The sequence below is a fragment of the Solirubrum puertoriconensis genome (assembly GCF_001483135.1).
Taxonomy (GTDB): domain Bacteria; phylum Bacteroidota; class Bacteroidia; order Cytophagales; family Hymenobacteraceae; genus Solirubrum; species Solirubrum puertoriconensis.
On the sequence record NZ_LNAL01000003.1, the window covers coordinates 588,372 to 613,544 of the forward strand.

Below are 25,173 nucleotides of genomic sequence, written 5' to 3' on the forward strand. Positions count from 1 at the left end.
GAATTATATAAGCCCGTTTGGGCAATACTAAAAGCAGGCTTAGAGCGCAGTTACCACCTTTGCAGCCGCAAGCTGCGTAGTGCTTGCAAGCAACCATTTCGCCCGGCCAGTAATCAAACTATTCTACTGATGAGTGGGTTAGCCTCAGGCCGCCGAAGTACTTCGCGTGCTTTACCTGTATTCATGGTTCGTTTACGCTCGTTCCGATTTGTTTTTTCGTTGCTGCTCCTGCTGGCGGCACCGCTTAGTTTGTTGGCCCAGGTGGTGCTGCGCGGCACGGTGCGTGGCTCCGATGGCAGCGCCTTGCCAGGAGCCAACGTGGCCGTGCCGCGCCTAGGTTTGGGTACCGCTACCAACCCCGATGGCAGCTACGAACTGAGTTTGCCCACCGGCCGGCACAGCGTGCAAGCCTCGTTTATCGGCTACCAAAACCAAAGCCTCGACGTAAACCTTCGCAACACGCAGCGCCTCGATTTTACGCTTGCGCCGGGTGGTACCGAGCTGCAAGAAGTTGTAATCGAGGGCTCGGGCACGCTGGAGCAGAAGCTGCAAACCACTCAAATGGGGGCCGAGCGCATTACCGCGCGCGAGGCCAAGTTGCTGCCGGCGTTGTTTGGCGAGGTGGATATTCTGAAAACCCTGCAGCTAAAGCCCGGCGTGCAAAACGGCGGCGAGGGCACCAGCGGCTTGTTCGTGCGCGGCGGCTCGGCCGACCAAAACCTATTTCTGGTTGATGACGCCGTGGTGTACAATCCCAACCACTTGTTCGGGTTGTTCAGCACTTTCAACTCCGATGTGGTGCAGTCCGTCGACCTGTACAAATCGGGCTACCCGGCGCAGTACGGTGGCCGTTTGTCGTCGGTGGTGGATGTGAAGCTGCGCGAAGGCAGCCGCGACTCCCTAGGGGTAAGTGGCGGCATCGGCCTAATTTCGTCGCGCCTGGCGGTGGAAGCGCCCATCAAGAAGGGCAAGGGTTCGTTTATCGTAGCAGGCCGGCGCACCTACTTCGATGTGTTTACACGGCAAATCAACAAGCTAAACGCCGACGACCCCGATTACAACCCCATTCCGGATTACTATTTCTACGACCTCAATGCCAAGGCCAATTACCAACTCACCGACAAGGACCAGGTGTTCCTGAGCGGGTACTTCGGCAACGACGTTTTCGGATTCAACTCCACGCAGGGCTTCAACTTCGATTTTCGGTGGGGCAACCGCGCCGCCACGGCCCGCTGGAGCCACGTGTTCAGCCCTAGGTTCTTTACCAATACCTCGGCCACGGCATCTTATTACACCTACAACATCGCCAACAAGCTCGATCAGTTCAGCTTTGGCCTGAGCAGCAGTATCCGCGACTACAACCTGCGCTCCGATTGGGAGTGGCGCCCCGAGGGCGGCAAGCACGTGGTGCGGTTTGGCGGTAGCGGCACTTTGCACCACTTCGGGGTGGGCCGCCTGCAAGCCGGCTCGCAGGATCAGGAGCTGAACATCGGCCAGGATGTGCAGTACGACGGGCAGGAGGGAGGCCTGTACGCGGCCGACAACTTTACGGTAACCGATAAGCTGGCCCTCGACTACGGTTTGCGCCTCTCGGGCTTCCGCTCGGGCCGCAACGATTACGGCGGGTTGGAGCCCCGCCTGGCCGCGCGTTACACTTTGTCGCCGAAAACCACGCTGAAGGCCAGCTACGCCCTCATGTACCAGTACGTACACTTGGTTACGAACTCGGGTGCTTCGCTGCCCACGGATATTTGGTACCCCTCGCGCCTGTCGGTAAAGCCGCAACGCTCGCAGCAGGTATCGGCAGGGGTGAGCTGGCTGTTTGCGGGTGGTAAGCTGTTGCTCACCAACGAGGTGTACTACAAGTGGGCCCAGCGCCAGATCGACTTCCGCGACGGCGCGCAGCTGTTCGTGAACCCCGAATTGGATCAGGAATTTCTGTTCGGGCGCGGCTGGGCCTACGGCAACGAGGTGTACCTCGAGAAGAAGGACGGCCGCACCACCGGCTGGCTGGGCTACACCTTGGCCTGGACGAAGCGCGAGTTTGAACCCCAGCGCGGTACCGATGGCATCAACGGCGGCCGACCGTTTTATCCCACCTACGACCGCCGCCACAACCTCACGCTGGTGCTGCTGCACCAACTCAGCAAGCGCATCAACCTCACGGGCTCGTTTGTGTACACCTCGGGCAACCCCACCACGCTGCCCACGGGCCGCATTGCCGTGCAAGATGTGTTTGGCGGCGAGCTGGAGGCCGTGCCCTTGTACCCCGACCGCAACAGCTTCCGGCTGCCCAGCTACAACCGCCTCGACCTAGGCGTGGTGTACAAACTGCGGCCCATGCGCTGGGGCGGCGAGTCGGACCTGACGCTGAGCATTTACAACGCCTACAACCGGCGCAATCCCTACTTCATCTACATCGATGAGGTGCGCGACCAAGAAACCGAGGAGGTACTGCGTTACCGCGCCCGCCAGGTGTCGTTGTTCCCCGTGATTCCGTCGCTGACTTACAACTTCAAATTCTAAGCTGAACGATGCCATTGCCTTCAACAGCTTCTGCTTTTCGCCTGTTTAGGCCTGTACTGGCCATCGTTTCGGTGGGCTGGCTAAGCAGCTGCGGCTTGCAGAAAGACGTGGACGTGGAGCTGCCCGCGCCGCCCGCCCAGCTGGTAGCCGAGTGCTACCTCGAGTCGGGCCAGATTCCGCAGATTACCGTTACCGAAACGGTGCCGTACCTCAGCGAGCCAAGCAACGAGCTGCTCACCGACGTAACCGTTACGCTTACCGGGCCCACTGGCCGTATTGATACCCTGCGCTTTGGCCCCGGCCAGAACGCCGGCACCAAAAAGTTCTTCACGCACCGGGGGCGCCGCCGCCTCACCATCCGTCCCGGTGACACGTACCGCCTCGATGTGAAGGACACCAAAGGACGCCACCTGTTTGGCTCCTCCACCATGCCGGCTATCGTGCCTATTGATACGGTGGAGTGGAAGTTTAACGACCGCACCGGCGAACAGCGCAAAGCCTACGTGCTAACCAAGTTCGACGACCCCGCCGCCACCGTCGATTTTTACCGCTTGCAGGTGCACCGCCGCCATGTAAACGACGACCCCGAGGTGGACTACACGCCCGACGACCGCCTGCTCAACGGCCAGCGGTTTGTGCTTGGTACCAGCTACGAGTTCTCGCCCAACGATACGCTCTTCGTGGCGTTGTACCACCTCGAGCGGCCCTATTACGATTTCCTGCGCTCCATTGACGATGCGCAATCGGCCAACGGCAACCCCTTTGGGCAGCCCGCTAAAGTGCGCAGCACGGTAGAGGGCGGCATTGGCGTGTTCACCATCCTGAGTTACGAGCGTCGTCGGGTTATTTTGAAGGAGTAGAGCTAAGCTGAGTTACCAATAAATCGGGGCCACGAACCTAGGTTCGGTGGCCCCGATTTGTTGAGTTGCCAGTAGTCCTTACTGCTGTTCCACCACGCGCTTCAGCAACGCAGTCAGGCGTGGCTCGGCATCGGCGGCGGCGGCGAGGATGTGCTGAATATCAACTGGCTTGAGGTGCTCGGGGCTGGCCAGGTCGGTGATGACGGAAACGGCCAAAACCGGCAGGCCCATGTGGCGCGCGGCAATTACCTCGGGCACGGTGCTCATGCCCACGGCATCGGAGCCGATAATGCGCAGGTAGCGGTACTCGGCCGGCGTTTCGAGCATGGGGCCGGGCAAGGAGGCATACACCCCCCGGCGCACGCGCGGGCCAAACCCTAGGTCGGCGGCGGCGGCTTGGGCTTGGGCAAGCAGGTCGGCGTCGTAGGGCGCAAACATATCGGGGAAGCGCGGCCCTAGCTCATCGAGGTTGGGACCCACGAGCGGATTGGTGGGCTGCAGGTTGATGTGGTCATCGATGAGCATCAGGTCGCTGATGCGGAACTCGGGGTGCAGGCCACCGGCAGCGTTGCTCACGAACAGCTTGCTGATGCCCAGCAACTTCAGCACCCGCACCGGAAACACCACCTGCTGCATGGTGTAGCCCTCGTAGTAATGGAAGCGCCCTTGCAGCACTGCCACCCGCCGGCCACCTAGGGTGCCCAGCAGCAACCGGCCCGCGTGGCTTTCCACCGTTGATACCGGAAAGTGCGGAATATCGGCGTAGCTGAGCGCGTGCTCTACTTGCACCTCCTTGGCTAAGGCACCTAGGCCCGTGCCCAGGATGATGCCAAATTCGGGCTGGAAAGCAGCGGCTTGTTGCTGAATGTATGCGGCGGCAGCGCGCAGTTGGGAAAGTTGTTCGGCGGCAGTTTGGGGCATAAAAAAGCGCCGCCGACAAGTGCCGGCGGCGCGTAAAAGTAGCTCTAAGTTGAGCTTCGCAACATTTGGGTCCGGGCTGATTTTCATCAAGCCCCCGGCCTCAGGCAATGTGCTTACTGAATCTGCAGCTCGTAGGGCAGGCGGGCCTGCACGCCCTGCATTTGTGTAACGGTGCGGTACTGCTCGTAGATGGGGAACAGCGGGCCGAGCTTGGCTTTCAGGGCACGGGCTTCGGCTTCTTCCGAGTCGCCGAGTAAAGCCATAAAGCTTTCGAAAGCCGATTTGCGGCGGGGCAGGCTTTGCAGGCGGTAGTCGCCTTCGTCGAGCTTGGCGCGCTTAGCGGCCATGGCCACGGCATCGTCGAAGTCGCCGAGTACGTCAACCAAGCCACGCTCTTTGGCCTCAGTGCCCGACCACACGCGGCCCGATGCTAGGCGGCGCAGGCGCTCCACCGGCATTTTCCGACCTAGGGCCGCTTTGCTCGTGAAATCGGCGTAGGTGCGCTCTACTTCGTGCTGCAGCTGCTGCTGCTCGAAGGGCGTGAGGCGGCGCGTTACCGTTGGGATGTCGGAGAACTTGCCGGTGGTTACGCGGTCGACGGTGATGCCGAGCTTATCGGAGAGCAGTGGCCCTAGGTTGGGCAGCACGCCAAACACGCCAATCGAGCCGGTAATGGTGTTGGGGTGGGCCACAATGGCGTCGCAACCCATGGCCAGGTAGTACCCGCCCGAGGCCGCCACGTCCGACATCGAGGCAATTACCGGCTTCTCTTTTTTGGCCAGCAGCACCTCGCGGTACATCACATCCGAGGCCAAAGCCGAGCCGCCTGGCGAGTTGATGCGCAGCACAATGGCTTTCACCTTTTTATCGAGGCGGGCTTTGCGGATGGCCTCGGCGAATTTGGTGCCGCCAATGCTTTCCTCGCCGCCTTTGCCGCTCACGATGTCGCCCTCGGCGTAAATGACGGCAATGCGGTTGCTGCTCGTTACTTCGTCGTCATCCTTATCAGCCTTGCTGTAGGTGCTCAGGCTAATGAGGCTGGGCTTTTTGTCTTTGCCTAGGTTCAGCTTGGTGCGCATGTAGTCGAGCACTTCGTCGTAGTAGCCCAGCTTGGTTACGAGGCCGAAGCGCTTGGCATCCTCGGCGTTGTGCACCAGCATGGAGTCTTGCACGGCCTTGAGGCGGGCAACCGGCAGCTTGCGCGCGGCGGCAATCTGCTGCACGGTGTGGTTGTTGATGGAGTTCAGGAACGATACCGTTTGATAACGGGCCGAGTCGGAGAAATTCTCGCGCATGTAGGGCTCCACGGCGCTTTTGAACGAGCCCACCCGGAAGATAAACGGCTCCACGCCCAGCTTATCGAACAAGCGCTTGTAGAAGAACACCTCCGACGACAAGCCGTTGAACTCGAGCAGGCCTTGCGGGTGCAGGTACACCTCATCGGCCACCGACGACAGGTAGTAGCCTTTCTCGGAGCCGGTTTCGTGGTAGGCCACCACGAACTTGCCCGACTTCTTAAAGTCGATCAGCGCGTCGCGTACTTCCTCCAGCGAGGCCATACCGCCCGATACCACATCCAGGTTCAGCAAAATGCCGCGGATGTCGTCGTCGGTTTTGGCCCGGCCGATGGCTTCTTTCAGGTTGACGAGGCCAATGGAGGCGTTGCCCGCACCAAAGGGCGTGAACTCGGCCTCCTGCTTGCGCTCGGTAATCGGCTTGTCGAGCTTCAGCTCCAGCACCGAGTTGCTGGCCACGGTTACTTCGTCGGCTGAGCTACCTAGGGCAGCCACCATTGCGACGAACAAGAACAGGCCCACCACCGAAAACAGGATCAGCCCGACGATGGTAGCCAGTACGTATTTAAGAAATTGACGCATTGTTGAGGAAGAAGGATATAAGCGGCTAATAAACAAAAGTAGAAGGGTTTTAGTAGCGGGTTGCACAAAGTAGCGCCGAACGGTGCTCGGCGCAGTATGCCAAAACGACCATTTGGCACAATGCGGCTGCCAGACGAAATACTACACCAAAGCACCTAGGTGCCCACTGGCGCGAGTCTTAGCGCTTCCAGCGCGCGACCCGTGCCGGCCACATGGGTAGGAGTCTCCAGACTCCCGTGTCGCGAACGACACCTAGGGCATCGTGCAACGCCCGGGAGTCTGGAGACTCCCCTCCATGCCGCCGGTACGAGTCGCGCCCTACGGGCTAAGACTCGCGCCAGTAAGCCATAGGCACCTGGGGCCTCTGCAGTTGGCGCAGTTCCGGACTGGCGCCTGTGGCGCCGGCGCCGAACATCGCACAGCATTACATCAATACCCATACTTCTCGCCCCACCAGTAGCGCAGGCGCTCCAGCATTTTGGCTTCGGTGGGGTTGTCGCCGGGGGTGTAGAAGCGCTTCTTGCCGAGGCCATCGGGCATAAACTCCTGAAACACAAAGTTGCCTTCGCCATTGTGCGAGTAGTGGTACTCGGCACCGTAGTTCAGCTGCTTCATGAGCTTGGTGGGGGCGTTGCGCAATTGCAGCGGCACCGCGGCCACGCCGTTTTGCCGCACAAAAGCCCGCGCCTCCCGAATGGCCGTGTACGAGGCGTTACTCTTGGGCGAAGTGGCCAAATACACCACGCACTGACCTAGGATAATGTCCGACTCGGGCATGCCGATAACCGTAACGGCCTGAAACGTGCTCTGGGCCAGCAGCAGGGCGTTGGGGTTGGCGTTGCCCACATCTTCCGAAGCCAGAATGAGCAGCCGCCGGGCAATAAACTTGGGGTCTTCGCCGCCTTCGAGCATCACGGCCAGGTAGTACAGCGCCGCGTTGGGATCGGAGCCCCGAATGCTCTTGATAAAGGCCGAAATGACGTCGTAGTGCATTTCGCCGCCTTTGTCGTAGCGGGAAAGGTTTTGCTGGGCCAGCTGTTGCACTACTTCGTCGTTCACCATCACCTCGCCGGTTTCGGGGTTGGCTTTGGCGGCCTGCACCACAATTTCGAGCAGATTGAGCAGCTTGCGCGCATCGCCGCCCGAAATGCGCAGCAGCGCGTCGTAGCTTTCGAGGCGCACGGGCCGGCGGCGCAGGGCTTCGTCTTCGCGCAGGGCCCGGTCCACGAGGCCGGTTAGCTCCTCTTTACCTAGGGGCTCGAGCACGTATACCTGGGCCCGGCTGAGAATAGCCGGAATTACCTCGAATGAGGGGTTTTCAGTAGTAGCGCCTACAAGCGTAACAATGCCCTGCTCCACGGCCCCGAGCAGCGCATCTTGCTGCGACTTGCTGAAACGGTGAATCTCATCAATAAACAGCACCGTATTGCGCCGCGACTTGGCCTGCTGAATTACGTCGCGCACATCTTTCACGCCGGCATTAATGGCGCTTAGGGCCACAAACGGTAGTTTCAGCTGCGAGGCCAGTAAGTGCGCCAGGGTGGTTTTGCCTACCCCGGGCGGGCCCCACAGAATCAGCGAAGGCAACCGACCGGCTTCGAGGTAGCGGCGCAGCACGCCGCCCTCACCAATAAGATGTTGCTGCCCCACGTACTCGGCCAAAGTGCGGGGGCGGAGCCGTTCGGCCAGCGGGGCGCCGGGCCGTGGTTGGTCGGCGGGTGGGTCGAAAAGAGAGTTCATACAAGAGGAGCAAGGCTGGCAAGCGCGGATGCCATGGCACAACGAAGATGTAGCACCTAGGCCGTACTTCGCGTATCAGTACACGATTGTAGCTCCGCACATACGCGAAGTGCCGCCCCTGCGCTACATCTTCGCACCCTCGTCCACTTAGTATTTGTTGCGTGAATCAGCTCTCAAACCCACTGCGCGTGCATACCGCGCTGTTTATCGTGTCGCTGATTTACGCCGCCAACTACAGCCTCTCCAAGGAGGTGATGCCGCATTACGTAGGGCCCTACGGCATTGTGGTGCTGCGCGTGGTTACGGCCGCGGTGGTATTCGAGGTGCTGGCGCGGCTGTTTGCCAAGGAGCGCATTACCGGTCGTGCCGATAACATACGCTCCATTTTGTGTGGCATTTCGGGCATTGGCCTGAACCAACTGCTGTTTTTTGGCGGGCTCAACCTTACCACGCCCATCAGCGCCTCGCTGGTGCAAACCATTTCGCCTATTGTGGTGGTGCTGGCCTCGGTGGTGCTGCTCGGCGAGCGTATCACCCTGAAGCGTGCCCTAGGTATTGGCATTGCCGGGGCGGGGGCGGCCATGGTAATTCTGAGCCGCGGCCCAGCCGGTGCCGCGGGCCAATCAGTAGCCCTAGGTAATCTGTTGATTCTGCTTAATGCCACCTTCTTTGGGCTGTACCTAGTGCTGGTAGCCCCCCTGATGCGCAAGTACCACGCCTTTACGGTGCTGGCGCGCAGCTTTCTGGTGGGGGCATTTATTGTGGTGCCCTTCGGCTTCAAGCAGGCTTTGGCGCCCGATTACGCAGAGCTTCCCCTGCGCATTTGGGTTATTATTCTCTATATGGTGTTCATGCTCACGGTGGTAGCCTACCTGCTCAACAATTGGGCCCTGAAGCATGCTTCGCCGGCGTTGCTGGGTGTGTATATCTACCTGCAGCCCATTCTGGCCGTGCTTATTGCCGTGGCCCTAGGTAAAGACCACCTTACGTGGGGCCGGGCCCTGCAAGGCACTCTGATTTTTGCCGGGGTGTGGCTGGTAAGTCAGAAACCGAAGCACAAAACCATAATTGGCAAGGAGGTGCCGCTGGAGCCGGTGCAGGACTGACCTAGGCGTCGAGCAACTGGCGGTTTACGCGCCAGCCCCAACGTACAAACAATACTATCAACAGCACCTTGGCCAGCAAGGCGCAGCTCAGGCCCAGCAGCAGGCCACCATCGGCCAGCAGCGGCGAGAGGTTTGAAAGCTTGAAGAACACGCCCAAGCCAGCTAATACTAAGCCACCCAGCAGCAGGTACAGCAATTTCCAGAAGGTGAGGAGCGTCTTCATGCGGAGCGGTGCTTGGGTATTAGAGTTTACATCAAGGCAGTGCGTTAGCCAACGATAGCAAAATCTCGGCAATACGCGAAACATTAGTGCTGACTTGTGTGCTCTCGGCGGCAGCTGCATTTCTGCTGGTACCGGCCTTGAACCCATAAAGCCAAAATCAAGTCAGTTCAACAACCATGCGGATCGAAGAATTGATACCCCAAAGCGGCGATTCTGTTCTCAACAGCTACCGATACCTACAAGGGCAGTTGTGCATCGAACTCGACGTGCCTGAGCTGGAGCAGGCTATACTGATTCAGGTTGAAACCGACCAGATATCAGTGAATAACCTAGCTCTGACCCACAACGAGGTGTCCGGCACTTGCTACGTTGCGCTTATCGACCTGAGTATCGTGCTGGCGATAGAAAACGGCATATACCGGCCGAACCCGCACTTTGGTAATATGATGCAGGAAGTACGCCGTCACTACCACTTAGCTTATGGGCAGCGGCAAAGCGAGGCCAAGATGCTATTGACTTTACGCGGAAGCAGCACCTTGCTCTCCTGTTTAATTGCCGATGCTGCGGCGGTAACAGTGCGAATGATGGGGAGTAAACCAGGACCGGATGAGCACTAGCCAAGCACCTCAACTCGGGTTCGTGCGTAACTTCGTATCAGTTGGGAGGTAACCTTGCCCGCACCGCCGTTGCATGAAATTACTACTCGTTGAGGACGAGCCCAAGCTGGCCTCGTTTATCCGAAAAGGATTCGAAAACGAAGCCTACGAGATAGAAGTAGCCTACGACGGCCGCGTCGGCAAGTCGTTGCTCGACCGCAACCGCTACGACGTGGTTATTCTCGACGTCAACTTGCCCTACATCAACGGGTTTGAGCTGTGCCGCCAGTTGCGCGAGCACGACGCTCACGTGCCCGTGCTCATGCTCACGGCCCTCGATAGCCTCGATGATAAAGTGGCTGGCTTCGAGGCCGGTGCCGACGATTACCTCGTAAAGCCTTTCGAGTTTAAAGAGCTGCTGCTGCGTACCCGGGCCCTAGGCAAGCGCAACCACGAGGCCGCTACCGCCAAACGCATTTTGCGCATGGCCGACCTCGAGATGAACCTCGACGGCCGTTACGTAACCCGCGCCGGACAGCGCATCGACCTGACCACCCGCGAGTATTCTTTGCTGGAATACCTGCTGCTAAACCGTGGCAAAACCGTAACGCGCGTGGATATTGCCGAGCGGGTGTGGGAGCTGAACTTCGACACCAACACCAACATCATTGATGTGTACGTGAGCTACTTGCGCAAGAAGATCGACAAGGATTTCTCGCCAAAGCTCATTCATACGGTGGTGGGCATGGGCTACACCATGCGCGAAGGCTAAGCAACCTAAGAACGGGAGGAGAGAAAGAGGCCAAGATGCTGATCCGCAACAAACTGATTCTGCGCTTTACGCTGCTGGTACTGGCTATACAGCTGTGCTTTTCGCTGTTTATCTACTACTTCAACGCTGCCACGCGCGAAAAGAAGTTTCAGAACCGCATGGCCGGCAAGGTGGAGCTTACGGGCCGCATTCTGCTGAAGCGCGACAACCTGCGGCGCGGCATCCTGAGCGCGTTCCGGCGGCGCGACTTGCTTACGCAGGCGGGCGAGCAAATCAGTATTTTCAGCCCGCACGGCCGCCTCATCTACGCCTCCGACGACCACATCGACCAGCGCGGCAACCTCGCGCATTTCAACCAAATACAGCCTAACCACTCAGTAGCGTTTAAGTACGGTGGCCGCGAGTGCCTGGGCGTGTACTACGAGCACCGCGGGCAGGGCTACCGTATTTTTGCCGCCGGCTACGATGAGGTGGGCCACCAGCAATTGGGCAAGCTGCTGCTGATTCTGCTGGTGGGCAACATTGGGGCGCTGGCCCTCACGGTAGTAGCCGGCTGGTACTTCGCCGAAGAATCACTAAAACCCATTGCGCGCATTGTGCGCGAAGTGCGCCGTATTACGGCCTCCAACCTAGGACAGCGCGTGCACGAGGGCAACCAGAAAGATGAAATTGCCCAGCTGGCCATCACGTTCAACCGCATGCTCGAGGGGCTGGAGCAGGCCTTTGAGGCGCACAAAAGCTTTGTGGCCCACGCCTCGCACGAGCTGCGCACGCCACTTGCCAACGCCCTAGGTACCCTCGAAACCTCGCTGAGCTACGACACCGACCTGACCGAAGCCAAGCGCAGCATGCAATCTTCCATCGAGGAGCTGCGTCGCATTATCGAACTGACCAACGGCCTATTGGCCCTGGCAAAAGCCGACGAAACCAGCTTCAAGCGCAACCCCGTGCGCCTCGATGAATGCCTCACGCAGGCCATTGATTACTGCACAGCCAAGCACACCAACTGCGCGGTGCAGCTGCAGTTCGGCTACCTGCCCGACGACGTGGAAGACCCGTTTATGGTGCTCGGCAACGAGCACCTGCTTACCACGGCCCTATTTAACCTTCTCGACAACGCCTGCAAGTACTCCGGCAAGCCCGTAACGGTGGAGCTGGGCTACCACAACCGCAAGACCCTGGTTGTAACCGTTGCCGACGCAGGCATTGGCATTGAGCCGCAGGCTTTGCAGCGCGTGTTCGAGCCGCTGTTTCGGGCCGAAAACGGCCGCTCCAAACCGGGCTACGGCATTGGCCTGCCCATGACGCAAAAGGTGGTACGCCTGCACAAAGGCGAGCTTACCCTGAGCTCCGAGCCGGGGCAGGGCACTACCGCCACCGTGCGGCTGCCGGCCTACGTAGCGGCTGCCGAGCCCAAAACGGCCCATTAGCACCTAGGGGGCAGCCTTAATCTTTTCTAATCCGGTTTTCACGTGGCTTTAATGCCCTGCGGCCTCCTTTGTGGCCGATCAGTGCATTTATGCCCATGAAGAAGCACCGTCGGCCGACGCAGCTACCAGCCTTTTTGCTGCTGGCAGCATTGCTGTTGTCGGCTAGTCTGAACTGCTATTTGCTGTACCCCGACGCCGACCACCGCCTTGATAAAGAGGCGGTGGCCGATACGCGCGCCGACGAGTCGGAGGTGGAGCTGCGCCTGATGCGAGGCCAATTGGCCGACTGCCAGGCCGAGCAGCTACGCAAAGACAGCCTGTTGGTTAGCCTGCTCAGCGAGGAGCAGCCCACGGCCCAAACCCGACTTTAATCTTTTCTAATGTTAGCCTAATGCGGCTCTAATGCTGTAGCTACAGCTTTGGGGGCGCCAATTACACCTATTGTCTTTTTTGGCCAGCTCGCCATGTCACCATTGCCCCGAATACTACACTTGCCCATACTTGCCGCCGTTCTGGGTGGCTTGGCCCTTGCGGGCTGCACCGCCAAAGGCGAAACCGAACAATCGGCCACTGCCACGGCCGAGGAAGCCCCCGTGCTGCCCGTAACGCAGCTGGTAGCCAAGGATACCGTGCTGTTTCGCAAGTACGTGGCCGACATTCAGGCCCTGCGCAACGTAGAGGTGCGCGGCCGCGTGCAAGGCTTCCTCGATAAAATTCACGTCGACGAAGGCCAGGAGGTAAAACAAGGCCAGCTGCTGTTCAGCATCAACGACGCGCCCTACCGTACCCAAATCAGCAAAGCCAAAGCGGCCCTGGCCAGTGCCCAAGCCGCTACCCGCGTAGCCGAGCTGGAGGTAAAGCAGGTGACGCTGCTGGTTGAAAAAAACATCGTGTCGAAAACGGAGCTGGAGGTAGCGCAGGCTAAGCTAAAGGCGGCGCAATCCGAAGCAGCCCAAGCCCGTTCGGCCTTAACCGAAGCGCAGCTGAGCCTTTCCTACACGCAAGTGCGCGCCCCCTTCGACGGCATCATCGACCGCATTCCGCTGAAGGTGGGCAGCCTGGTTGATGACGGCACGCTGCTTACCACCGTATCCGACATTCGGGCCGTGTTTGCCTATTTCACCGTGTCGGAAGGCGAGTACCTCGACTACATGAAGCGCCGCCGCAAAGGGGCCGGCAGCCACACCGACGAGGTGCAGCTGGTGCTGGCCGATGGCTCGCAGTACCCGCACCTAGGCAAAATTGAAACCGTGGAAAGTGAATTCGACGCCAACACCGGTTCCATTGCTTTTCGGGCGCGTTTTCAGAACCCCGATAAGCTGCTGAAGCACGGCGCTACCGGCCGCATTAAGCTGGCCAGCGAGGTAGAAGACGCCGTGCTTCTGCCGCAAAAAGCCGTATTCGAGCTGCAGGACAAGAACTACGTGTTCCTCGTCGATCAGAACAACCGCCTGCGCCAAACGCACTTTGTACCCAAAACCCGTCTCTCGCACTTCTACGTGGTGGAGACCGGCCTAAAGCCCGGCGACCGGGTGGTGTACGAGGGCGTGCAGGATGCCCGCGACGGTATGCGCATCAAGCCCCGGCCCGTGGGCATCGATAGCCTGCTGGCGCCAGCACCTAGGCCCAGCAATGGCGGCGGCAGCGGCTCGGTAGCTACCGTGCACGCTTACTAACCCCGCCCCGATGTCGCTGCTCTCCACCTGTTCAGCACGCGACATCCGCCCGCCGAAGCTGCGTTGCCTCATCCCCGGCCAGTACCATTAATTTTCTTAGGAGAAAAAGGTGAATGGTGTGGTTCAGGTCGGCTGGCAACGCGGCTTCTGGCGGGCGTTAGGGCAGGCGGCCCTAGGTGGGCCGGTTGCAACTACCCACTACCACCCATTGCTCCGATGCTCGCACTGTTTATAAAACGACCGGTACTCTCGCTGGTCATTTCGCTGATTTTCGTGCTGTTGGGCGGGCTGGCATTTCTTACCCTGCCCATCACGCAGTTCCCCGAAATTGTGCCGCCCTCCGTAACGGTAACGGCCAAGTACACCGGGGCCAACGCCGAGGTGTGCGCCAAGGCCGTGGCCACGCCGTTGGAGCGCGCCATCAACGGCGTACCGGGCATGACGTACATGTCGACGGTTACCTCCAACAACGGCATTACGGCCATTCAGGTGTTTTTTGAGGTGGGCACCGACCCCAACCTAGCGGCCGTGAACGTGCAAAACCGCGTCACGACCATTATCGACGAACTGCCCGAAGAGGTAATTAAGGCCGGCGTAACTACCGAGAAGGAGGTAAACAGCATGCTGCTGTACCTCAACGTGATGAGCGACGACCCCTCGGCCGACGAGGAGTTTATCTACAACTTCGCCGACATCAACATTCTGCAGGAACTCAAGCGCATTGAGGGCGTGGGCCGGGCCGAAATCATGGGCTCGCGCGAGTACTCCATGCGCGTGTGGCTGAAGCCCGACCGCCTGCTGGCCTACGACGTATCGGCCGATGAAGTGGTAGAAGCTATTCGGGCCCAGAACGTGGAGGCCGCGCCCGGCCAAACCGGCGAAAGCTCGGGCCGCACCGCCCAAATGCTGCAGTACGTGCTGCGCTACACGGGCAAGTTGTTCGAGCCCGATCAGTACAAGAACATCGTCATCCGGGCCAACTCCGATGGCTCGGTGCTGAAGCTGCGCGACGTAGCCGACGTGGAGTTTGGCACGCTGAGCTACGGAATGGCCTCCAAAACCGATGGCCGGCCCTCGGCGGCTATCATGATGAAGCAGCGCCCCGGCTCCAACGCCCGCGAGGTTATCGAGAACGTGAAAACCCGCATGGCCGAGCTGAAGCAAACGAGCTTCCCGCCGGGCATGACGTACAACATCAGCTACGACGTGTCGCGCTTCCTCGATGCTTCTATCCACGAAGTGGTGCGCACCTTGTTCGAGGCCTTTTTGCTGGTATTTGTGGTGGTGTACCTGTTTCTGCAGGATTGGCGCTCCACGCTTATTCCGGCGCTGGCAGTGCCGGTGGCGCTGGTGGGCACGCTGGCCTTTATGCAGATGTTCGGCTTCAGCATCAACCTGCTCACGCTCTTCGCGCTGGTGCTGGCCATTGGTATTGTGGTCGATAATGCCATTGTGGTAGTAGAAGCCGTGCACGTGAAAATGCACGAGGAGCACCTTTCGGCGCGCAAAGCCACCTTGGCTGCCATGGGCGAGATTGGCGGCGCTATTGTGGCCATCACGCTGGTAATGTCGGCGGTGTTTGTGCCGGTGGCGTTTATGTCGGGCCCGGTGGGGGTGTTCTACCGGCAGTTCTCGCTTACGCTGGCAATTTCCATTGTCATTTCGGGCATCAACGCCCTTACGCTCACGCCGGCGCTGTGCGCGCTGATGCTGAAGCCCACGCATGCTATTGAAGGCGATACGCCCGATGCTGACGGCAAGCGGCCCGGGTTGCTGGCGCGGTTCTTCGCCGGTTTCAACCGCCGCTACGATGCCGTGGCCCGCGGCTACGAACGCCTGCTGCGCCGCTGGGCGCCCAAGCGGGCGGTTACCCTAGGTCTGTTTGCCTTGTTCTGCGCGGCCACCTTCGGCCTGAGCATGATTCTACCCACAGGCTTTATCCCGACCGAGGACCAGGGCATGATTTACGTGAACGTAACGGCGCCCGCCGGTGCCACGGTGGAGCGTACCGAAAAGGTGCTCGACCAGATTCAGCAACAAGCCGCCAAGCTCGATGCCGTGGAGTCGGTTTCGACGCTGGCCGGCTACAGCCTCCTGAACGAAGTGGCCGGTGCTTCTTACGGCATGGGCATGATCAACCTGAAGCCCTGGGACCAGCGCGAGCTGTCGGTGCAGGAGCTGATTGAGGAGCTGAACAAGCGCACGGCCGGCATCAGCGATGCGCGCATCGAGTTCTTCTCGCCGCCTACGGTGCCAGGCTTCGGCAACAGCAGCGGTTTCGAGCTGCGCGTGCTCGATAAAACCGGCCGCGGCGACCTGCAGCAGACGGCCGCCGTGTCGAACAAGTTTATCACGGCCTTGGCCAAAACGCCCGAAATCGGCTCGGCCTTCACCACCTTCGATGCCAGCTTCCCGCAGTACCTCATCCACGTCGATCAGGAAATGGCTGCCAAGAAGGGCGTAACCGTCGACCGCGCCATGAGCACGCTGCAAACGCTGCTGGGCTCGTTCTACGCCTCCAACTTCATCCGCTTCGGGCAGATGTACAAGGTAATGGTGCAGGCCGCGCCCAACTACCGCGCCGCGCCCGAAGACGTGCTGAAGCTGTACGTGAAAAACGACCGCGGCGAGATGGTGCCCTACGCCACCTTCCTGACGATGGAGCGCGTGTACGGCCCCGAGCAACTCACGCGCTACAACATGTACACCTCGGCCATGCTCAACGGCGACGCCGCTCCCGGCTTCAGCTCCGGCGACGCCATTGCCGCCGTGGAGCGCGTGGCCAGCAAAGAGCTGCCGCGCGGCTTCAGCTTCGAGTGGTCGGGCATGACGCGCGAACAGATTCTGTCGGGCAACCAGGCCGTGTACATCTTCCTGGTGGTAATCGTGTTCGTGTACCTGCTGCTGGCCGCCCAGTACGAGAGCTTCCTGCTGCCCATGCCGGTGCTGCTGTCGTTGCCCACCGGGGTGTTCGGCGCCTTCCTGTCGCTGAAAGTCCTAGGTCTCGAAAACAACATCTATGCGCAGGTGGCGCTGGTAATGCTCATCGGCTTGCTAGGTAAAAACGCCATCCTCATCATCGAGGTGGCCAACCAGCGGCGGCAGCAAGGGGCCTCGGTGCTCGATGCCGCTGTGGAAGGAGCTGTGTCGCGCCTGCGGCCTATCCTGATGACGTCGTTCGCCTTCATCGCGGGCCTGATTCCGCTGTGCATTGCTACCGGCGCTGGCGCTATGGGCAACCGCTCTATTGGTACGGCTTCGGCAGGCGGTATGCTCATCGGTACCCTGTTTGGGGTGGTGCTGATTCCGGGCTTGTACGTGCTGTTTGCGGGCCTGAGCAAACCGGCCGCGCCCGATGAGGATGACGAAGAAGACGCTGTAGAAAACCAACGCGCGGTGCGGCGCCTCGAGCCCGAACACGCCTAAACGATATGACTGCTTAAACGCCTAGGTGGCAGGCCCACTTACCGTTGTGCCGGGCACAGCCAGGCTTCGCGCCAAATAGCAAGCAAATGGTTGCGGTTGGGGAACCGCCATTCGGCGACGAGGTGCCGAAGCTTCGGCTTGTGCCCAGCACAACGCGCTACACTACCTAGGCCGGGCTCTGCACCTGCGGCGGCCTGCTTTTATGCTCTAACTCATGCTTTCTCAACGCCTATATTTTCTGCTAAGCTTGCTGCTGATGGCGGGCTGCAAAGTGGCCGAGCCCACACCACCTAGGGCCGCGGCCACCTTGCCGGCGCAGTACGGCCCCGCCGCCGTTACCGACTCGGCCAGCATTGCCGAGCGGCCCTGGCGCGAGTTCTTTGCCGATGGTAAGCTGGTGGGTCTCATCGATACGGCCTTGCAAAACAACCTTGATGTGCGCATGGCCGTGCAGCGCATCGAGCAGGCACGTGCGGCCGTAGTGGCTGCCCGTGGCGCTCTGCTGCCCACCGTAAATGGTGTAGCCGCCGCTGGTTTCGATCGGTGGGGCAAGTACACGCTCAACGGCGTCGGCAACTACGATACCAACCTCTCGCCCAACATCCGCGGCGACCAGCGCATCCCCAATCCTGCCACGCCCGATTACTTCCTGGGGCTGCGCAGTACCTGGGAAATCGACCTGTGGGGCAAGCTGCGGCAGCGCCGGCAAGCAGCCTATGCCCGGTTGCTGGCTACCGAGCAAGGGCGCTACCTGGTTACTACCTCACTGGTGGCACAGGTAGCCAGCCTGTACTACGAGCTGCTAGCCCTCGACTCGGAGCTGGATGTGCTGGTGCGCAACGCCCGCTTGCAGGAGCGCGCCCTGGAGATTGTGAAGGTGCAGAAAACCGGCGGCCGCGCTACCGAACTGGCCGTGCAGCAGTTTACAGCACAAATGCTGCGCACCCAAAGCCTCGAGCAGCAAGTGCGGCAGCGCATTGTGCGGGCCGAAAACGAGCTCAACCAACTCCTAGGGCGCTACCCGCAGCGCATCGTGCGGGGCGCACCCATCCGGCAGCAAGTACTGCCCGATAGCGTAGCCGCCGGCGTGCCCACCCGCTTGCTGCTGCGCCGCCCCGATATTCGGCAGGCCGAGCTGGAGCTAACCGCAACCCGCGCCGACGTAGCCGCGGCCCGTGCGGCGTTTCTGCCTTCGCTTACCATTACGCCTTACGTAGGCCTGAATGCTTACCGCACGTCGCTGTTGTTTCAGCCGCAATCGGTAGCCTTTGGGCTGCTGGCTGGGTTGGCCGCTCCGGTGTTCAACCGTAGCCAGATCAGGGCCGATTACCAGCGCGCTACCGCTACCGAGCGTGAAGCCGTGTTTGCTTACCAAAAAGCCCTGCAAACGGGTATCCGGGAGGTGCACACCAATTTGAGTGGCTTGGCCTACTTCCGGCGTGCCTACACGCTTAAGGAGCAGGAGGTGGCCTCGCTCAACCGAGCCGTAGGTGCCTCCAACGATTTGTACGTGGCCAACCGGGCTACCTACCTCGAGGTAATTACCGCCCAGCGCAACGTCCTCGATGCCGAGCTCGAAGCCACGCAGCTGCGCAAAGAGCAGTTCTTGCTCCTCATCGATTTGTACCGCGCCCTAGGTGGCGGCTGGGAGGCTGCCCCCGCAACCCCGTAACCTACCAACCAAACCCGAATACGCGGTGCCGCTGCCAGCTTCGCCGCGCAGATTGAATGAATAAGAATGAGTTAACCCAAGCAGGGTTTATCCCTGCCGACTGGATTCCGAGCGACACACGCTACCTCGAGGGGCAGCTGCTGGTGCGCATGAGCGAGCGAGGCATTTTACGGCTGTTTATTCCTACCCGCAACGCCGAGGTAGAGCTGTCGTCGGGTACCCTGTACGAGCCGGTTGTGCATTACGTGGGAGCTTTGGATGGCTTGGCCGCAGTGCTCGAGAAGCTGCTTTAGCCAGAACCACGCCGAGGCCTAGGTGCAAACATTAGCTACAAGGCAGGTAAGGCAGCACCCCCAAGCCTAATTCTGGAAACATATCGATAAGTGTATATTGGAGATAGTTGCAGCCCGGCAACTCATCGGCGTTCCACTATGCATTTATCCAACCGTACGGCCTTTCGAGTTGCCTGCATAAGCATCGGCCTAGGATTGTTGAGCGGCTGCAGCTCCAGCAAACAAGCCTCAGAGGCTGTGACAGCGGCGCGGCCGCCTGCCGATGTTGCGCTGTTTCGCACCATTGCGCACCAAGACAGCCTCCTGTTCGACGCCTTCAACCGGCACGATGCCGACAAGATGCAGGCGTTCTTCGCCGACGACTTAGAGTTTTACCACGACAAGGATGGCCTGAGCAACTACGAGCAGGTAATGGCCAGTTTCCGGCGCTTGTTCGAGAACAACCAAACCTCCGGGCTCAACCGCCGACTAGTGCCGGGCACCATGGAGGTGTATCCGCTCAAAGGCTATGGTGCCGTCGAAACGTATCAGCACCGCTTTTGCCACCAGGAAAACGGCAAGGACGATTGCGGCACTTTCAAGAACGTGATGGTGTGGCGGCTGAAGGACGGCCAGTGGAAGATTACGCGCGTGGTGAGCTACGACCACTAAGCGGCTCCCGAACGTATCTATGCTCGTCAATAACTAATTGGCTTACAAACGGGTAGTCTGTTGTGTGTCTCAATCGACTACTCATGAAAACATTTCAACCATTACTATTGGCGAGCGTGGTAGTGCTACTCGCAACCGGCTGCTCCGTGTTCAATTCCGACTCCAGCACCATGGGCTCGTCTACCTCCGGCTCCATGATTACCAGCGACGCTGCTCAGGTAGAAGCACTGCGCAGCGAGATCCGCGAGCAGGAGCGCGTTACCGAAGAAGCTCAGCTACGAGCCAAAAGCGAGGAAGAACGGCTGAAAGCCAAAAAGCACCAGCTAAAAGCCGCCGAACGCGAGATGAAAGCCAACCAAGTGGGCTCGGGCGGTTAGCGGGTTTGGCAAGCAGTGCCGCTACGCAGGAGCTTGACTGATACATTGCTATTTGCAATATTGTGAATCAACAATGCTACGGCTATGGGCTTGCCTATGCGAGTATTTGGGGGTACCGGCGAGTACGCAAACATGCACAATCATATCCCTTTACCGGATTTGGCCTCATCACTGGCTTTGTTCGACCCGGCTAGTATTTGGTCTGGTCTTCAGCAGCTTTCCTCTCTGCAGCAGCGGCAGAAAGCCAGAGCGATAGTTGTTGGCAGAATTCTCAAACGACAGCTCTCGAAGGTTCGGACTCTGATGCACAGGAATAAGGTGAAGTAACAACACCGTTAAGCACAACGGCCCGCCGGAACACTGTTCCGGCGGGCCGTTAGCGTGTAAAGTAACCTAGAGCTTACAGGTGAATTACCTCACCGTAAGCAGCAGCAGCAGCTTCCATCACCGCCTCCGACATGGTGGGGTGGGGGTGAATGGCCTTAATGATTTCCAGGCCGGTGGTTTCGAGCTTGCGCGCTACCACGGCTTCGGCAATCATGTCGGTTACGCCGGCGCCAATCATGTGGGCGCCCAGCCATTCCCCGTACTTCTTGTCGAAAATTACTTTCACGAAGCCATCCTTAGCACCCGAAGCCGAAGCTTTGCCCGAGGCCGAGAAGGGAAATTTGCCCACCAGCACGTCGTAGCCCTGCTTGCGGGCTTCTTCTTCGGTGAGGCCCACAGAGGCAATTTCGGGGTAGCAGTAGGTGCAGCCGGGAATGTTGCCGTAGTTGATGGGCTCGGGGTGGTGGCCCGCAATAGCCTCCACGCAGGTAATGCCTTCGGCCGAAGCCACGTGCGCCAGCGCCGGGCCGGGCACGATGTCGCCGATGGCGTAGATGCCGGGCACATTGGTGCGGTAGTACTCATCTACCTTAATGCGGCCTTTCTCCACGGTGATGCCTAGCTCCTCGAGGCCTAGGTTCTCGAGGTTCGGCTGAATGCCCACAGCGCTCAGCACGATGTCAGCCTCCATTTGCTGCTCGCCTTTGGCGGTTTTGATGGTCACCTTGCAGCCGGCGCCGCTGGTGTCCACCTTCTCCACCGAGGCGTTGGTCATGATGTCGATGCCCGACTTCTTAAACGAACGCTCCAGCTGCTTTGACACTTCTTCGTCCTCCACCGGCACAATGCGCGGCATGAACTCCACGATGGTAACCTTGGTACCCATGGTGGCATAGAAGTAAGCAAACTCTACGCCGATGGCGCCTGAGCCTACTACTACCATGCTCTTGGGCTGCTCGGGCAGCACCATAGCCTGGCGGTAGCCAACGATTTTCTTGCCGTCGATGGGCAGGTTGGGCAGCTCGCGGGCGCGGGCACCGGTAGCCAGAATGATGTGCTTGGCCTGTACGGTTTCGCTGCCACCATCGGCTTTGGTTACGGCCACTTCGCCGGGCTTGCTGATTTTAGCCGTGCCCGAGATTACATCGACCTTGTTTTTCTTCAGCAGGAACGTAACGCCCTTGCTCATGCCCTCGGCCACGCCGCGGCTGCGCTTTACTACGGCGCCAAAGTCGTAGCCCACGTTGTCGGCCGAAAGTCCGTAGTCCTGTGGGTGCTTCAGGTAATCGAATACCTGCGCCGATTTCAGTAGGGCTTTGGTGGGGATACAGCCCCAGTTGAGGCAGATACCACCGAGCGATTCGCGCTCTACCACGCCTACTTTCAGGCCAAGCTGCGAGGCGCGAATGGCCGCTACGTAGCCGCCAGGGCCCGAGCCAATCACGACTACGTCGTACTGCAATGCCATATAAGGTTGTCTGATGGGAAAGATGGGCAATTGAAAGCCGGGCCCAGCTTGGGCCCGGGTGGGCAAAGATAGCCGCCCCGGCAATACCGCCCCAATGCGCGGTACTTCTGCGGCTCGCTGCCGTATACTAAACCGCGGAGCCTGGGTTTGGGCTTTCCCGCGTTTGCTTTCATTTTCTCCGATCAGCTTCCCATGAAACTAGCTATACAATCCTTGCCGGCCCTAGGTGGCCTGTTTTTGTTCCTGCTTACCGCCCAGTGCTCGGCCACTCGCGAAAACGAAACGCCCACCATGGCTGCCCGGGCCCGCCTCAACGAGGCCGAAGCCGCGGCAGCCGCCGACTCGAGCAGGCCGCTAACCACCACAGCCGCCACGCCAGTGGCTAGTAACGAGCCCACGCCCGGGCCAAGTGCTCCCGAAGCACCTGCGGTACCAGCTGAGCGGCGCACCCCGGCCGAGTTTCGGGCCGAGATAAAAGTGGCCGACGCGCAGCTGAAAACCAATCCGCGCAATGCCGAAGCTCTAATTGCCCGCGGCCGAGCCAAAGCCCAGCTGAAAGATTATCGCAATGCCTTAACCGACTTCAACGCGGCCTTGCGCATCAAAGCCACCAACTCCGTGGCGTTCTACAATCGCGGCCTTACGCGCTTGCGGCTAAAAGAGTACAACGCCGCCATCAGCGACTTTGGAAAGGCCATCCGCTACAACCCCACCGACAAGGAAGCTTACTTTGGCCGCGGCATTGCCAAAATGCAGCTGAGCAACTACAAAGGCGCCATGCCCGATTTCAATAAGGCCATCGACCTCGATCCGCAGTACGCCGATGCCTACGAGTACCGCGGCATTTGCTACGCCTCGCTCAACAAGCCCGAAGACGCCCGCCGCGACCTGGAGCGCGCCGCCGAGCTTAACCCCGACGCTACCAAGAGCCTGCGCCGCTACGCCGGCAAGTAGCACCTAGGGCCCAAACAAACTGCCGTAGTGTAGCGCGGAAATCCGTTCCGCGACGCGCTTAAGGCGCGTATCCGGTGCCGTGAACACTACAGATCCTAGGTACCCGTTACTTACCCGCCAACAGGCGCAGGTAAAACGACGGTTGCCGCAGTCGCTCGCGCAAATCCAAGTCGAGAAACATAGCCGACAGTGTTTCGGCCAAGGTAGGGTTGCGGGCGGCGCGGTTGGCCACAAAGTTGAACAGGCTGGGCCAGCGCAGCAGCCGCTGCATGCCGTGGCTCAGGCGCAGCTCCTTACCCAGGCGGCGGTACACAGCGGCATCGTAGCCCTGCAGGAAGCTAGCCGAGGTATCGTTGGCGACTAAGGCCCGAGCGGCCCAGTCGGCGGCGTGCCTACCCGAAATCATGGCGTGGCCGATACCCTCACCCGTAAATGGGTCGATAAGGGAGCCGGCGTCGCCGAGGAGCAGGTAGCCGTTGCCGGAAAGGGAGCGGCGCTTAGAACCTAGGGGCAAGCCAAAACCGCGCACCGGGCCTTCGGGCGTGGCATCGGCAAACCGGTCGCGCAGCTTCGGGTGGGTAGTGAGCAGCTCGTGCAGCCGTTCGCGCAGGTTCACGCGCTTGCGCGACACCTCCTTGGTAAGCATGCCCACGCCCACGTTGGCAGCGCCATCGGGCAGCGGAAAAATCCAGAGGTAGCCGGGCAGAAAATCGGGCAGAAAGTGGAGCTCGATAAAGTTGTGCGGGTGCAGCTGGCGCACGCCGCGGTAGTACACTCGTAGCCCGGCGCAGTGGTGCGCCGGTTCGAGCGCGTGGCCGCCAATTTGCCGCGCAAACGCCGATTGGGCTCCATTAGCCACCAGCAGCAACCGCGCCGTGATGATGGGCTGATCGGCGGCATCGAGCAGCTGCCAACGGCCATCGGCACCTAGGCGGTGGTCGGCTACGGTGGTGCCTTCGATCAGCTCTACCTCGGGGCGCAGGCGCAACTCATCAACCAACAGCTGATCGAAATCGAGGCGGCGCGCTACGTGGCCAGCGGGGGCTTCGGTATCGGGGATGTAGCGCGGCCGAAAGGGTACGCTGAGGCGCTGCCCGTTGGGCGCAAAAAAGTCGATGCCCCAGCTCGGTATCTGGCCGGGCCAAGCGGCTAGCTTGGCAGGCAAGGCTTCATCAATGCGCCGCAGCTCCATCAGTACCTTGCCGCTAAGGGCATCGCCGCACACTTTGTCGCGCGGGAAAGTGGCCCGGTCGAGTACCGTTACGCGGTGGCCGGCATTGGCTAGGTGCAAAGCAGCGGTGGCGCCGGCCGGGCCAGCACCAAGAATGCAGATATCAGCGTGACGCATAAAAAACGGCCAGCGCATCAGCACCGGCCGCACAAGATAAGGCGCGCAAGTTGCTTAGGCACGCTGCCCCACGTAGCTCGAGAGTACCTGGTTGAGTTGCGGCTCGGGCACTACGCCCGATTGCCGCCACACCGGCTGGCCTTTGTGGAACAAGATGAGCGTAGGAATACCCTGCACCCGGAACTGCTGCGCTGCTGCCGGGTTGCGGTCCACGTCTACCTTGATCACCTTGATTTTACCTTGGTGCTGCGCCGCTACTTGCTCCAGAATGGGCGCCATAGCCTTGCACGGGCCGCACCAATCGGCGTAAAAATCGACCAGTACAGGCATGCCTGGGCTGTTGATAAGCTCGTTGAAGGATTTTTTGGCCATGGGAACATTGCGCTGGGTGCTGCGAAGTTATACGTAGCAGCCAAGCAACTGGGTAGTATACAAAAAAGCCACCCGATACGTGGGTGCGTACCGGGCGGCCAAAGTGGTCGGAGTCAAGGCGCTGCTATTTTTTTGCGCGCTCTACAACGGTTACGTCGTTGGAAACCGCGGGCAGCGAAAAGCGGCCACCACCGGCGCGTTTCCCGCTTACTTCGCAAATCCAAGTGTAGTCGCCGGGGGCGCTGTTGGCAGCAATGCCGTTCTCGGTTTGGAAGAAATCGGCCTCCGTGGCTGGGCTCGGAAATACGACATCGACGCCGTTCTGGCCGTTTTGTACCTCCTTAACAAGGGTGTACGTTTTGCCCGTCGATTGGCTTGTTACGGTAAACTTAGCCTTATAGGCACCAAGCTGCCCGAACTTGTCGGCAACGCCAATCTTCACAAACGGGTCGGTCGAAACCATCCAGGTTTGTGCCTGTGCGTTAGGTGAGCCGAGTAGCAGCACGAACAGCAGGCCGGCAAGACTGCTAACGCGCTTCCACATAGCAAGAGTAGTTG

The 25,173-nt window shown here is 60.0% G+C and carries 22 protein-coding genes; 14 read left to right on the forward strand and 8 right to left on the reverse strand.

The genetic code is table 11. From position 1 onward, the window contains the following. Positions 1–183 precede the first annotated feature (183 nt). Together ASU33_RS03010 and ASU33_RS03015 are read left to right on the forward strand one after the other, a co-directional pair. Entirely contained in the window at positions 184–2,526 is a 2,343-nt protein-coding gene (locus ASU33_RS03010) for a TonB-dependent receptor (protein ID WP_078062822.1), read from the forward strand. Between the two features lie 8 nt (positions 2,527–2,534). Further along, entirely contained in the window at positions 2,535–3,386 is an 852-nt protein-coding gene (locus ASU33_RS03015; protein ID WP_059067982.1) for a DUF4249 domain-containing protein, read from the forward strand. Between the two features lie 78 nt (positions 3,387–3,464). Here ASU33_RS03015 and ASU33_RS03020 read toward each other — a convergent pair whose 3' ends face one another. The 3 genes from ASU33_RS03020 to ASU33_RS03030 all read right to left on the reverse strand — a co-directional run bounded on the left by ASU33_RS03020 (position 3,465) and on the right by ASU33_RS03030 (position 7,924). Further along, positions 3,465–4,307, reverse strand: coding sequence for a purine-nucleoside phosphorylase (locus ASU33_RS03020; protein WP_059067984.1), 843 nt, complete (start codon positions 4,305–4,307; stop codon positions 3,465–3,467). A gap of 113 nt (positions 4,308–4,420) precedes the next feature. Further along, entirely contained in the window at positions 4,421–6,184 is a 1,764-nt protein-coding gene (gene sppA / locus ASU33_RS03025) for a signal peptide peptidase SppA (protein ID WP_059067985.1), read from the reverse strand. A gap of 429 nt (positions 6,185–6,613) precedes the next feature. Continuing rightward, the gene (locus ASU33_RS03030) at positions 6,614–7,924 is read right to left on the reverse strand and encodes a replication-associated recombination protein A (protein ID WP_059067986.1); all 1,311 of its coding nucleotides are present in this window, start codon (positions 7,922–7,924) and stop codon (positions 6,614–6,616) included. Between the two features lie 161 nt (positions 7,925–8,085). Here ASU33_RS03030 and ASU33_RS03035 point away from each other — a divergent pair, with 161 nt between their 5' ends. Continuing rightward, positions 8,086–9,030, forward strand: coding sequence for a DMT family transporter (locus ASU33_RS03035; protein WP_059067987.1), 945 nt, complete (start codon positions 8,086–8,088; stop codon positions 9,028–9,030). A gap of 1 nt (position 9,031) precedes the next feature. On the opposite strand, the gene ASU33_RS03040 is transcribed toward ASU33_RS03035, so the two are convergent. Then, entirely contained in the window at positions 9,032–9,253 is a 222-nt protein-coding gene (locus ASU33_RS03040) for a hypothetical protein (protein ID WP_059067988.1), read from the reverse strand. A 176-nt stretch (positions 9,254–9,429) separates the two neighbouring features. Here ASU33_RS03040 and ASU33_RS03045 point away from each other — a divergent pair, with 176 nt between their 5' ends. The 10 genes from ASU33_RS03045 (at position 9,430) to ASU33_RS21135 (ending at position 20,146) form a co-directional block, all read left to right on the forward strand. Further along, the gene (locus tag ASU33_RS03045) at positions 9,430–9,870 is read left to right on the forward strand and encodes a hypothetical protein (protein ID WP_059067989.1); all 441 of its coding nucleotides are present in this window, start codon (positions 9,430–9,432) and stop codon (positions 9,868–9,870) included. A gap of 73 nt (positions 9,871–9,943) precedes the next feature. Beyond that, the gene (locus tag ASU33_RS03050; protein WP_059067991.1) at positions 9,944–10,621 is read left to right on the forward strand and encodes a response regulator; all 678 of its coding nucleotides are present in this window, start codon (positions 9,944–9,946) and stop codon (positions 10,619–10,621) included. Between the two features lie 35 nt (positions 10,622–10,656). Beyond that, positions 10,657–12,051 carry a sensor histidine kinase gene (locus ASU33_RS03055; RefSeq protein WP_059067993.1) on the forward strand — a complete coding sequence of 465 codons (1,395 nt, stop codon included), beginning with the start codon at positions 10,657–10,659 and terminating at the stop codon, positions 12,049–12,051. Positions 12,052–12,146: 95 nt separating this feature from the next. Then, a complete protein-coding gene (locus ASU33_RS03060; RefSeq protein ID WP_059067995.1) occupies positions 12,147–12,422 on the forward strand; it encodes a hypothetical protein in 276 nt (91 codons plus the stop codon). Between the two features lie 93 nt (positions 12,423–12,515). Continuing rightward, a complete protein-coding gene (locus tag ASU33_RS03065) occupies positions 12,516–13,727 on the forward strand; it encodes an efflux RND transporter periplasmic adaptor subunit (protein ID WP_059067996.1) in 1,212 nt (403 codons plus the stop codon). Between the two features lie 216 nt (positions 13,728–13,943). Next, a complete protein-coding gene (locus ASU33_RS03070; protein ID WP_059067997.1) occupies positions 13,944–17,153 on the forward strand; it encodes an efflux RND transporter permease subunit in 3,210 nt (1,069 codons plus the stop codon). A gap of 214 nt (positions 17,154–17,367) precedes the next feature. After that, positions 17,368–18,825 carry an efflux transporter outer membrane subunit gene (locus tag ASU33_RS03075; RefSeq protein ID WP_078062823.1) on the forward strand — a complete coding sequence of 486 codons (1,458 nt, stop codon included), beginning with the start codon at positions 17,368–17,370 and terminating at the stop codon, positions 18,823–18,825. Between the two features lie 56 nt (positions 18,826–18,881). Continuing rightward, a complete protein-coding gene (locus ASU33_RS03080; RefSeq protein WP_059067998.1) occupies positions 18,882–19,118 on the forward strand; it encodes a hypothetical protein in 237 nt (78 codons plus the stop codon). 138 nt (positions 19,119–19,256) lie between these two features. Beyond that, positions 19,257–19,769 (forward strand): nuclear transport factor 2 family protein, encoded by a 513-nt coding sequence (locus ASU33_RS03085; RefSeq protein ID WP_059067999.1) that lies wholly within the window; start codon positions 19,257–19,259, stop codon positions 19,767–19,769. 83 nt (positions 19,770–19,852) lie between these two features. Beyond that, entirely contained in the window at positions 19,853–20,146 is a 294-nt protein-coding gene (locus ASU33_RS21135; protein ID WP_149867007.1) for a hypothetical protein, read from the forward strand. Positions 20,147–20,546: 400 nt separating this feature from the next. Here ASU33_RS21135 and lpdA read toward each other — a convergent pair whose 3' ends face one another. After that, positions 20,547–21,941, reverse strand: a complete 1,395-nt coding sequence (gene lpdA / locus ASU33_RS03100) for a dihydrolipoyl dehydrogenase (protein ID WP_059068003.1) — start codon at positions 21,939–21,941, stop codon at positions 20,547–20,549. Positions 21,942–22,133: 192 nt separating this feature from the next. Between lpdA and ASU33_RS03105 the strand changes: the two genes are divergently transcribed. Further along, on the forward strand, positions 22,134–22,895 hold the full coding sequence (locus ASU33_RS03105) for a tetratricopeptide repeat protein (protein ID WP_149867008.1): 762 nt from the start codon (positions 22,134–22,136) through the stop codon (positions 22,893–22,895). A gap of 106 nt (positions 22,896–23,001) precedes the next feature. On the opposite strand, the gene ASU33_RS03110 is transcribed toward ASU33_RS03105, so the two are convergent. The 3 genes from ASU33_RS03110 to ASU33_RS03120 all read right to left on the reverse strand — a co-directional run bounded on the left by ASU33_RS03110 (position 23,002) and on the right by ASU33_RS03120 (position 25,159). Continuing rightward, on the reverse strand, positions 23,002–24,243 hold the full coding sequence (locus tag ASU33_RS03110) for an NAD(P)/FAD-dependent oxidoreductase (protein ID WP_059068360.1): 1,242 nt from the start codon (positions 24,241–24,243) through the stop codon (positions 23,002–23,004). A 54-nt stretch (positions 24,244–24,297) separates the two neighbouring features. Next, complete coding sequence (gene trxA / locus ASU33_RS03115) at positions 24,298–24,615, reverse strand: thioredoxin (RefSeq protein WP_059068009.1); 318 nt, start codon at positions 24,613–24,615, stop codon at positions 24,298–24,300. 124 nt (positions 24,616–24,739) lie between these two features. Continuing rightward, positions 24,740–25,159 carry a hypothetical protein gene (locus ASU33_RS03120; RefSeq protein WP_059068011.1) on the reverse strand — a complete coding sequence of 140 codons (420 nt, stop codon included), beginning with the start codon at positions 25,157–25,159 and terminating at the stop codon, positions 24,740–24,742. Positions 25,160–25,173 lie beyond the last annotated feature (14 nt).

Coding starts and splice junctions, on each gene's coding strand:
- ASU33_RS03010 (WP_078062822.1), top strand. CDS start 184: ATGGTTCGTTTACGCTCGTTCCGATTTGTTTTTTCGTTGCTGCTCCTG.
- ASU33_RS03015 (WP_059067982.1), top strand. CDS start 2,535: ATGCCATTGCCTTCAACAGCTTCTGCTTTTCGCCTGTTTAGGCCTGTA.
- ASU33_RS03020 (WP_059067984.1), bottom strand. CDS start 4,307: ATGCCCCAAACTGCCGCCGAACAACTTTCCCAACTGCGCGCTGCCGCC.
- sppA (WP_059067985.1), bottom strand. CDS start 6,184: ATGCGTCAATTTCTTAAATACGTACTGGCTACCATCGTCGGGCTGATC.
- ASU33_RS03030 (WP_059067986.1), bottom strand. CDS start 7,924: ATGAACTCTCTTTTCGACCCACCCGCCGACCAACCACGGCCCGGCGCC.
- ASU33_RS03040 (WP_059067988.1), bottom strand. CDS start 9,253: ATGAAGACGCTCCTCACCTTCTGGAAATTGCTGTACCTGCTGCTGGGT.
- ASU33_RS03045 (WP_059067989.1), top strand. CDS start 9,430: ATGCGGATCGAAGAATTGATACCCCAAAGCGGCGATTCTGTTCTCAAC.
- ASU33_RS03050 (WP_059067991.1), top strand. CDS start 9,944: ATGAAATTACTACTCGTTGAGGACGAGCCCAAGCTGGCCTCGTTTATC.
- ASU33_RS03055 (WP_059067993.1), top strand. CDS start 10,657: ATGCTGATCCGCAACAAACTGATTCTGCGCTTTACGCTGCTGGTACTG.
- ASU33_RS03060 (WP_059067995.1), top strand. CDS start 12,147: ATGAAGAAGCACCGTCGGCCGACGCAGCTACCAGCCTTTTTGCTGCTG.
- ASU33_RS03065 (WP_059067996.1), top strand. CDS start 12,516: ATGTCACCATTGCCCCGAATACTACACTTGCCCATACTTGCCGCCGTT.
- ASU33_RS03070 (WP_059067997.1), top strand. CDS start 13,944: ATGCTCGCACTGTTTATAAAACGACCGGTACTCTCGCTGGTCATTTCG.
- ASU33_RS03075 (WP_078062823.1), top strand. CDS start 17,368: ATGCTTTCTCAACGCCTATATTTTCTGCTAAGCTTGCTGCTGATGGCG.
- ASU33_RS03080 (WP_059067998.1), top strand. CDS start 18,882: ATGAATAAGAATGAGTTAACCCAAGCAGGGTTTATCCCTGCCGACTGG.
- ASU33_RS03085 (WP_059067999.1), top strand. CDS start 19,257: ATGCATTTATCCAACCGTACGGCCTTTCGAGTTGCCTGCATAAGCATC.
- ASU33_RS21135 (WP_149867007.1), top strand. CDS start 19,853: ATGAAAACATTTCAACCATTACTATTGGCGAGCGTGGTAGTGCTACTC.
- lpdA (WP_059068003.1), bottom strand. CDS start 21,941: ATGGCATTGCAGTACGACGTAGTCGTGATTGGCTCGGGCCCTGGCGGC.
- ASU33_RS03105 (WP_149867008.1), top strand. CDS start 22,134: ATGAAACTAGCTATACAATCCTTGCCGGCCCTAGGTGGCCTGTTTTTG.
- ASU33_RS03110 (WP_059068360.1), bottom strand. CDS start 24,243: ATGCGTCACGCTGATATCTGCATTCTTGGTGCTGGCCCGGCCGGCGCC.
- trxA (WP_059068009.1), bottom strand. CDS start 24,615: ATGGCCAAAAAATCCTTCAACGAGCTTATCAACAGCCCAGGCATGCCT.
- ASU33_RS03120 (WP_059068011.1), bottom strand. CDS start 25,159: ATGTGGAAGCGCGTTAGCAGTCTTGCCGGCCTGCTGTTCGTGCTGCTA.